General features: G+C 68.2%; 2 protein-coding genes. One reads left to right on the top strand and one right to left on the bottom strand.

Features of this window, described 5'->3' with window-relative positions; translation table 11 throughout:
* On the top strand, positions 1-625 hold a 625-nt coding region (locus tag MCM47_RS40690), incomplete at its 5' end, for an RloB family protein (protein ID WP_238951827.1).
* Between the two features lie 3 nt (positions 626-628).
* On the opposite strand, the gene MCM47_RS40685 is transcribed toward MCM47_RS40690, so the two are convergent.
* Positions 629-1,418: DEAD/DEAH box helicase (locus tag MCM47_RS40685; protein WP_238951826.1), on the bottom strand; the 790-nt coding region annotated here is incomplete at its 5' end.

The following is a 1,418-nucleotide window of genomic DNA, read 5'->3' as shown; positions in this document are numbered from 1 at the left end:
GAGGCGGGGCAGGCCACTCGGCACGAAGAAGCAGAGCGCGAATACGCGTGAGCAGGAACGGCGGTTCCTGGTCTACTGCGAGGGCGAGGTCACCGAGAAGATCTACCTCCGCGGTCTGGTGAGGGACCTCCGGGGGAAGCCGATCTCGCTGAAGATCGGTAACAGTCACGGTGAGCCCTGGCTACTGGTGAGTTCCGCGATCGCACACGCGGCACGTGCGGACGAGCCCTTCGACGAGGTGTGGTGCGTACTCGACGTCGAGGCCCCGCAACAGGCACCGTCCCTCGCCCGAGCGCTGAAACTGGCCCGGGAGAGCGGCGTCAAGTGCGCGCTGTCCTCACCGTGCTTCGAGGTCTGGCTGCTGCTGCACTTCGGTCGGGGGCGGTCGTACTTGGCGAGCCACCAGGCAGCCAAGGAACTGGCCAAGGTCCTCAGGGGGTACGACCCGAAGGGTAAGGCGTTCGACTTCGAAGACGTGCGGATGCTCACCGCCGAGGCGCGCAGGGCAGCACTCGATCTGCACGACCGGCACGAGCAGCCGGGAAGGCAGATCGAGTGCTGGTGCGTCAGCAACCCGTGCACCTCGGTGGGCAGTTTGCTGGACGCCCTCGAATACAAGCCCTGATCGCTACAGGACGTCGTCCGCGTCGATGATGCGGTAGGCGTAGCCCTGCTCGGCCAGGAAGCGCTGCCGGTGGGCGGCGAAGTCCTGGTCGACGGTGTCGCGGGCCACCACCGAGTAGAAGTGGGCCGCGTGGCCGTCCGCCTTGGGGCGCAGGACGCGCCCGAGGCGCTGGGCCTCCTCCTGCCGGGAGCCGAAGGTCCCGGAGACCTGGATGGCGACGGTGGCCTCCGGCAGGTCGATCGAGAAGTTGGCCACCTTGGAGACCACCAGGACGCTGATCTCCTTGTTGCGGAAGGCGTCGAACAGCTTCTCGCGCTGGGCGTTGCTGGTCTCGCCCTTGATCACCGGCGCGTCCAGGACCTCGCCGAGCTCGTCCAGCTGGTCGATGTACTGGCCGATGATCAGCGTCTGGTCGTTCTCGTGCTTCTTGACCAGGGCCTCGACCACCCGCCGCTTGGTGGCGGTGGTCGCGCAGAACCGGTAGCGCTCCTCGGGCTCGGCGGTCGCGTAGGCGAGCCGCTCGGAGTCGGTCAGGGTGACCCGGACCTCGCAGCAGTCGGCGGGCGCGATGTAGCCCTGGGCCTCGATCTCCTTCCACGGGGCGTCGAAGCGCTTGGGGCCGATGAGCGAGAAGACATCGCCCTCGCGGCCGTCCTCACGGACCAGGGTGGCGGTCAGCCCGAGCCGGCGGCGGGCCTGCAGGTCGGCGGTGAACTTGAAGACCGGCGCGGGCAGCAGGTGCACCTCGTCGTAGACCACCAGGCCCCAGTTGCGGGCGTCGAACAGCTCCAGG

The sequence above is a fragment of the Kitasatospora sp. A2-31 genome (assembly GCF_022288725.1).
GTDB lineage: Bacteria > Actinomycetota > Actinomycetes > Streptomycetales > Streptomycetaceae > Kitasatospora.
The sequence above is the reverse complement of the archived record's forward strand: the minus strand, read 5'-3'. Positions and strand labels throughout refer to the sequence as shown.